Below are 6,491 nucleotides of genomic sequence, written 5' to 3'. Positions count from 1 at the left end.
GGAAGTGAAACCGCTTAGCGCCGATGGTAGTGTGGAGTTTCTCCATGTGAGAGTAGGTCATCGTCAGGCACTTATACCGAACCGCCCCTGCAGCCTTGCTGCAGGGGCGGTTCTCTTTGTGCGCAGGAAAAAATTGGCGCAATAGAAAGCCGTGTGCAGAAGGACGTGCATGGAAAAGTGGTACGAGAGATAACCTTCCCAGGCTGCACAAGAAGAAAGTCTTTGGCTCATCATCGTGCTGTGATGGTTCTGTCATTGACGAAAAATGATGTGCGCTTTTTCTTTATCCCTGGTTTTGCCAAGAATCTCCCCTGGAGCTTTTACTGTGGGGGTGTATTTTTATGCGGCTTGAAGCGCCTGGTATGGAGCTCTTAGCGCTGGCCCATCATATTGATATTCATTTGGTAGTGTAGAGTTTCTTCATGTGAGAGTAGCGGATGGCCGCCCCGATCCTCGTCAGGCACTTATACCGAACCGCCCCTGCAGCCTTGCTGCAGGGGCGGTTCTCTTTGTGCGCAGGAAAAGTGGTGCTCAGTAAACGTTGGCGCAAGAACAGCCGTACTGGGGTAAATGCGTACAGCACAAGACATGGCTACATGAGCTATATGATACAAGGATGTAGAGGCATCCTTGTATATAGATCAGTATCACTGGGAAAACGTGCTGGCTCTCCATTGAGTGTACTTGATCGACAGGCATTCCACGCTGTTGAGAGATATCTTTATCGGGAGATATCTTTACTGTTGCAGCACCTGCTCGGTGTCTGCGCTGTCATTGAATATCACTCATTGATGTTAGCCATGAATAGGCGCAAGGAGGCGACATGTCGAGGGGCTTTTCATATTCGTTATCAAGACTTCGATTGGCAGGAATGATGGCTCTTTTGTTGGGGCTGATGTCGTCAGAAATGGCATCTGCCGGGGAGCGAGAGAGGAAGATAGAGCGCTGTCAGTTCATCAAGGACAAGATCGAATATTATACCGATAGGCGTCGCGGCGGCGGGTCGTCGAGCCAGATGCGAAGTTGGCAGTCCCAGCGCAATGACTACAAGCAGCGCTACCGGGATGAAAACTGCACGCGCGTCAGGACAGCACTGAAGTGACTCCTCTATTGACGCGATAATAGTGAATCGCAGTGCGTTATTCTCAGCGTTGTAGGTTGTAGATAGACGCAGCCAAAAATGACAATGCCCCTCCTGAGAATGTCTCAGGAGGGGCATTGTTATTCAGGACGATTAGCTCAGGACAATTCGCACAGGGCGATTTGTTCAGGGGCGTTTGCGCAGGCGTGTCAGGCCTTCCTGAGCGCTGGATGCCACCAGCTCGCCGTGCCGGTTGTAGAGACTGCCGCGAGCGAAGCTACGTGCGCCTCCCGCCCACGGGCTATCCATCTCGTAGAGAATCCAATCATTGACGCGTACATCGCGGTGGAACCATAGCGAGTGATCCAGGCTCGCCATTTGCAGTTCGGGCGAACCGAACCGCACGCCATGTCCGCCGAGGCCTGTCGCCAGCAGATTGAAGTCGGAGCTGTAAGTCAGCAGGTAGCGATGCAGGGCATCATCTTCCGGCAGCTCGCCTGCCAGTCGGAACCATAGCCGCTGGCGTGGTGGGGGGCAGGCGTCATCATCACTCGCCGTGATCGGCGCCTTCAGGCGCAGGAACTCGATGGGATGGCCTTCGTAGCGCTCGATACGTGCCCCCTGTTCGATCAACTGCTCTGGAGATTCGATATCGGGCATGGCGAGCTGATGCTCGAAGCCTGCCTCCTTGCCATGGAAGGAGGCGCTGCAGAAGAAGATGGTCTTGCCATTCTGGATGGCACTGATGCGGCGGGTCGTGAAGCTGCCGCCATCACGCACGCCATCAACCTGATAGATGACAGGCTTGTGGGCATCGCCCGGGCGCAGGAAGTAGCCATGCAGAGAGTGGACCTGGCGTTCGACCGGTACCGTGCGTGTCGCTGCGGACAACGCTTGTCCGAGTACCTGTCCGCCAAACAGCTGAGGGAAGCCGAGGTCCTGACTGTGCCCTCTGAACAGGTTCTCTTCCAGGGTCTCAAGACCCAGCAGGGTGACCAGTGCCTCAAGAGGCGCAGTGGCTGTTTGGGTCATGAATCTATCCTTGTACTGAGGGGCAGGCGCTCGGAGCAGTGCCAGGCTGCGCGCGGTGGCAATGCAGGAGGAAGCGCGAGCGCCAAGCCGTTATCATGGTGAGCGAAACAATGGCCTCAGGATACCGGAGAACAACGGTGAGTGACGAGTTGGCGATAGCGCCGCAGGCCCGGAGTGGGCCACGTGGGGATCATTACTATATGCATCGGGCGCTGGACCAGGCGCGGCTGGCATTCGAGGCTGGCGAGGTGCCTGTCGGCGCGGTGGTGGTCAATCCCCAGGGCGACATCATCGGCACTGGCTACAATGCGCCGGTCAGCACCCCGGACCCGACGGCACATGCCGAGGTGCAGGCCTTGCGCGCGGCGGCGGCCCGACTCGGCAACTATCGTCTCGACGATTGCACGCTGTATGTGACGCTGGAACCCTGCATGATGTGCAGTGGCGCCTTGATCCACGCGCGGGTAAAGCGGGTCGTCTACGGGGCAGCAGAGCCGAAGACCGGCATGGTGGAATCGCGTGCCAATCTGTTTGCACAGCCCTGGCATAACCATCACGTCGTGGTGGAAGGGGGGCTATTGGCCGCTCACGCCAAGCGCTTGCTCAAGTCCTTCTTCGCTGAGCGGCGCGGTGAGCTTCCGCGCTGATCCTTTCACGCTGAACCTTTCGCGCTGAACCTTCCGCTCAGATCCGCCCGAGCAGGTCCTCCCGAGCTGATCCCCCGGCGTTGCTCTCATGATGGTCTCCATGGACCGTCAGGCAGCGATCTGAACCTGATTGCGACCACTGGACTTGGCGCGATACAGCGCCTCATCCGCTGCCTGCAGCAGTGCATCCAGCCGCAATGGAGCGCGCGCCACGCATGCCATGCCCACGGATACCGTGACGACGCTGTCCGTAGCAGGCTGCGGCAGCCCTGCAGCCTGCACGGCACGCCGCAGCTCTTCCGCCAGAGTGCGGCCTACCGCGCGCGGGCATTCCGGAATGCACACCACGAACTCCTCGCCACCGAAGCGCGCCAGTATGCCGCCGGCAGACTCCACGGGGGCCCGTGAGACGGCGGCAATCTTCTGCAGGTAGCGATCTCCCTCCAAGTGCCCCAGTTTGTCGTTGATCGTCTTGAAGAAGTCGATATCCAGAATCATGACCGTCAGAGGCATCTTGCCGCTGAAGCTCTGCACCTGCTCGAGGAAATAGCGACGATTGGGCAGCTGGGTCAGCTCGTCGTGACGCGCCAGCCACTGGATCTCGTTCTGCAGTCGCTCTCGCCGCACCATCTCTTCGCGAAGTGCATCATTGGCATTCTTGACGATGCCGTGCTCCTGCGAGACGCGGCGATACATGTAGATCACCAGGAAGAGCAGGTAGGCCAGCAGCATGCCCGTCAGCAACGTCACCTCCGGCAGACGGCCACGAGTGGCCGCCAGGAACTGCTGTGTCGGCTGCAGACCCAGGGTCAGGTCGGTGGCGGGTAGCTCGATGGGGATGCGATGGCCCCAGGGCGCCAGACGACTTTCGGGGCCGACATGGATATAGATGTTGCCGCGCTCTGACAGGGTGACCGCAAATGCCTCATTGCGTGCCGTGTCCATGGCCCTGTCGAGCAGAGGGGCCAGATCCACCACCATGGCGATCGCCCCCAGGATGGTGCCATCACGAGGATCGCGCACCGGCAGGTAGGACACCATGCCCTTGCCGCCCTGAATCAGGTCGATGATGCCGGTATGGCCCTCGATGCCGAGTTCCAGCGGGTTGCGCAGCGGCGTGTCCGGCTGAGCATCCAGCAGGCGTACGCCCAGTACATCATGATTGCGGCCCTTGTCCGGGAAGACGCGCGTTATCACGCTGTCCGGGTCGATGAAGGCGATGTTCTGGAAGTAATCGAAATCCTTGTAATAGCTGCGTGCCAGGCGTTGCCATTCTCCGCGTGACGGTGTCTGCCCCATCAGGCTCCAGAAACCGGCGAAACGTCGCATTGCATTGAGCTGGTCGTTGATCTCACGAGACAGCTCCGTGGCGATCTTGTCGCCCAGTACGTAGGTCGACTGGTTGATGCGATTGTTCTCGTCCTGGCTCTGCTGCTGCCAGGCGAGCAGACAGACCAGGGTGATCGAGGAGGAAATGATCAGCGGTATGAGATTGCGGCGCCACATCTGCATGAATGCCGGCTGTAGATCGATCCATTGAGCGATCAACAGTAGACTGACGAAGCTGGTCAGCGTGATGCGTTCCGGGCCTGCCAGCACCATGCTGGCGACGGAAAGACTGGCATCGGACATCATGGCAAACAGCAACAGCAGCGTGACTTGCGTCAGCTGGATGGCAGAGCCAAACCCCAGTCGCATGCGCAACAGGGCGCAGGTCGTGAGGCCGAAACAGGCGAACAGTATCAGGATGGGCGGGCGGATATTGGCGATATGCCAATCGCCCGGCAGATTGATCAGCAGGTCTCCCCAGTGGTCCACTCCCACCCAGCTTTCCGGTAGCAGGAAGGTACAGATCAGCAGGATATTGAGGATCAATGAGGCGCTGAGGAACAGCTGACTGAGGGAGGTGTTGCGCCAATGCCAGGCAGCCTGGCCGGCAGCTTGCAGGGCCAGCATCATCAGCAACAGCGCATTGGCTTCATTGCCGGCAGACGGCCAGAGCCCCAGCAAGGCGATGCCGAACGCGATCAGGCTTAGCGACATCAAGACGAGTCTGCGTGTCATTCCCTGTCCTTAGAGGCTCTTGATGCGTGGTGAAGATGCGTGCACTTGAGGCACCAGAGTGCTGACGGTCCGAACTCCATCCTCAGAGAATCGGAGGCACTGTATCGAAGGGATTGCTGTCGCCTTCGTCGTCGGTAATCGGACGCTCATCCAGCTGATAGAACTGCTGCTGGCTACGGTAAACATAATTCAGTATTTCATAATAACGACGGATATTGCGGACATAGATGACAGGTTCTCCGCCGCGTGCATAACCATAACGGACTTTCTGGTACCACTCACGATTCTGCAGCAAGGGCAGGGCTTCGCGGACATCCTTCCAGCGATTCGGGTCGCCGCCCTTCATCTTCACGATCCGTCTAGCGTCAAACAGGTGCCCCAGGCCGACATTGTAGGCCGCCAGCGTCATCCAGGTACGATCCGGTTCCTTGATCTCGTCCGGCAAGCGTCCCTTTATACTCACAAGATAGCGTGAGCCACCATCGATGCTCTGAACGGGATCCAAACGGTTGGCGATCTTCATTTCGCGCGCCGTCACATTGGTCAGCATCATCAGGCCGCGCACCCCTGTGGGAGAGGTGGCCTTGGGCTGCCAGTGCGATTCCTGATAGCCCGTGGCGGCCAGCAGTTTCCAGTCGATGCCGGTTTCGCGCGCGGCTTCCTTGAAGGTATCGATATAGCGCGGCAGGCGGTCGCGTGCCTGGCGGATGAAGGTGCGTGCGCCGACATACTCGAGATAGTCATCATGGCCGAAATAGCGCTCGACCAGTTGATCGAGGGTGCCATCCTGGCGGCGTGTCTCGAGAAAATCATTGGCGGCGGTCAGCAATGAGATGTCGCCATGCGCGGGGAAGGCCCAGGCCAGCGTCAGCGGATCGCCCACGTCGAAGCCGTTCTCCACATTTGGGAAGAACAGGCGATTGAGCTTGAATTGATGGGCATAGACGACCGCCGCATCCAGCTTGTCTTCCTCGATGCGTTGCAGCAGGTCCGCCACCTCAAGCTCGCCGGTTTCCTTCCAGCTGAGCTCGGGGATGTCCTGCTGGACTTCGCGCAGTACCAAGCTGGTGCCGGCGCCCTTGATGACGCCGATGCGCTTGCCGACCAGATCCTTCAATTCCTTGGGTGGATGCATGCCGCGCCGATAGACCACCATCGCCTGCAATTCGAGGATGGGGCGCGAGAAGCGCAGGTCCTGTTCGGAGAGATCCAGCGGCAGGGTCGCGGCCGCAAGATCGGCCTGATCATTGAGCACGCTCTGGGTCAGGCTCTCGATATTGTGCTCGGAATCCATCGACAGACTCACGCCAAGATAATCGGCGAAGTCCCGTGCCAGCTCGTATTCGAAACCGGTAGGCCCCTGACGGCCACGATAGAAGGTCGTGGGGGTATTACGCGTGGCGACCTGAATGAAGTCGCGCGCGCGGACATCGTCCAGTCGCGTGGGCATCTCGATGAGGGTGCGCTCGGGCAGTATCAGCAAGGCGAGGGCCAGCGCCGCGACGAGGAAACGCCGCGCGTGGCGCAGCAGCTGTCGCACGGGCGGAATGAGAGAAGAGGGCGAAGTCTTGAGCATGCGTCAGCATCATTCACGGCAGGGCTTCCACCATACCGGCAGCTCAACACACTGTCATCCAACGCATGTCGCCTGCGGGCTTCGTTAAGGC

General features: G+C 59.0%; 5 protein-coding genes. 2 read left to right on the top strand and 3 right to left on the bottom strand.

Annotation, left to right across the window (positions count from 1 at the left end; translation table 11 throughout):
• Positions 1–823: 823 nt before the first annotated feature.
• Entirely contained in the window at positions 824–1,102 is a 279-nt protein-coding gene (locus tag R2R70_RS14860) for a hypothetical protein (protein ID WP_410978390.1), read from the top strand.
• A 165-nt stretch (positions 1,103–1,267) separates the two neighbouring features.
• On the opposite strand, the gene R2R70_RS14855 is transcribed toward R2R70_RS14860, so the two are convergent.
• Positions 1,268–2,113 (bottom strand): acyl-CoA thioesterase, encoded by an 846-nt coding sequence (locus R2R70_RS14855; protein ID WP_213114017.1) that lies wholly within the window; start codon positions 2,111–2,113, stop codon positions 1,268–1,270.
• A gap of 200 nt (positions 2,114–2,313) precedes the next feature.
• On the opposite strand from R2R70_RS14855, the gene tadA reads away from it, so the two are divergent.
• Positions 2,314–2,760 carry a tRNA adenosine(34) deaminase TadA gene (tadA, locus tag R2R70_RS14850; protein ID WP_216061401.1) on the top strand — a complete coding sequence of 149 codons (447 nt, stop codon included), beginning with the start codon at positions 2,314–2,316 and terminating at the stop codon, positions 2,758–2,760.
• A 108-nt stretch (positions 2,761–2,868) separates the two neighbouring features.
• On the opposite strand, the gene R2R70_RS14845 is transcribed toward tadA, so the two are convergent.
• The gene (locus R2R70_RS14845; RefSeq protein WP_410978389.1) at positions 2,869–4,824 is read right to left on the bottom strand and encodes a GGDEF domain-containing protein; all 1,956 of its coding nucleotides are present in this window, start codon (positions 4,822–4,824) and stop codon (positions 2,869–2,871) included.
• A gap of 82 nt (positions 4,825–4,906) precedes the next feature.
• The gene (mltF, locus tag R2R70_RS14840) at positions 4,907–6,400 is read right to left on the bottom strand and encodes a membrane-bound lytic murein transglycosylase MltF (protein WP_082388806.1); all 1,494 of its coding nucleotides are present in this window, start codon (positions 6,398–6,400) and stop codon (positions 4,907–4,909) included.
• Between the last annotated feature and the right edge of the window lie 91 nt (positions 6,401–6,491).

Source organism: Cobetia sp. SIMBA_158 (genome assembly GCF_046566945.1).
Classification (GTDB): Bacteria; Pseudomonadota; Gammaproteobacteria; order Pseudomonadales; family Halomonadaceae; genus Cobetia; species Cobetia amphilecti.
This window is presented reverse-complemented; position numbering and strand designations above follow the sequence as displayed.

Bases quoted from the DNA above. Each gene is read 5' to 3' on its own strand.
- R2R70_RS14845 (WP_410978389.1), bottom strand. From the start codon at position 4,824: ATGACACGCAGACTCGTCTTGATGTCGCTAAGCCTGATCGCGTTCGGC.
- mltF (WP_082388806.1), bottom strand. From the start codon at position 6,400: ATGCTCAAGACTTCGCCCTCTTCTCTCATTCCGCCCGTGCGACAGCTG.
- R2R70_RS14855 (WP_213114017.1), bottom strand. From the start codon at position 2,113: ATGACCCAAACAGCCACTGCGCCTCTTGAGGCACTGGTCACCCTGCTG.
- tadA (WP_216061401.1), top strand. From the start codon at position 2,314: ATGCATCGGGCGCTGGACCAGGCGCGGCTGGCATTCGAGGCTGGCGAG.
- R2R70_RS14860 (WP_410978390.1), top strand. From the start codon at position 824: ATGTCGAGGGGCTTTTCATATTCGTTATCAAGACTTCGATTGGCAGGA.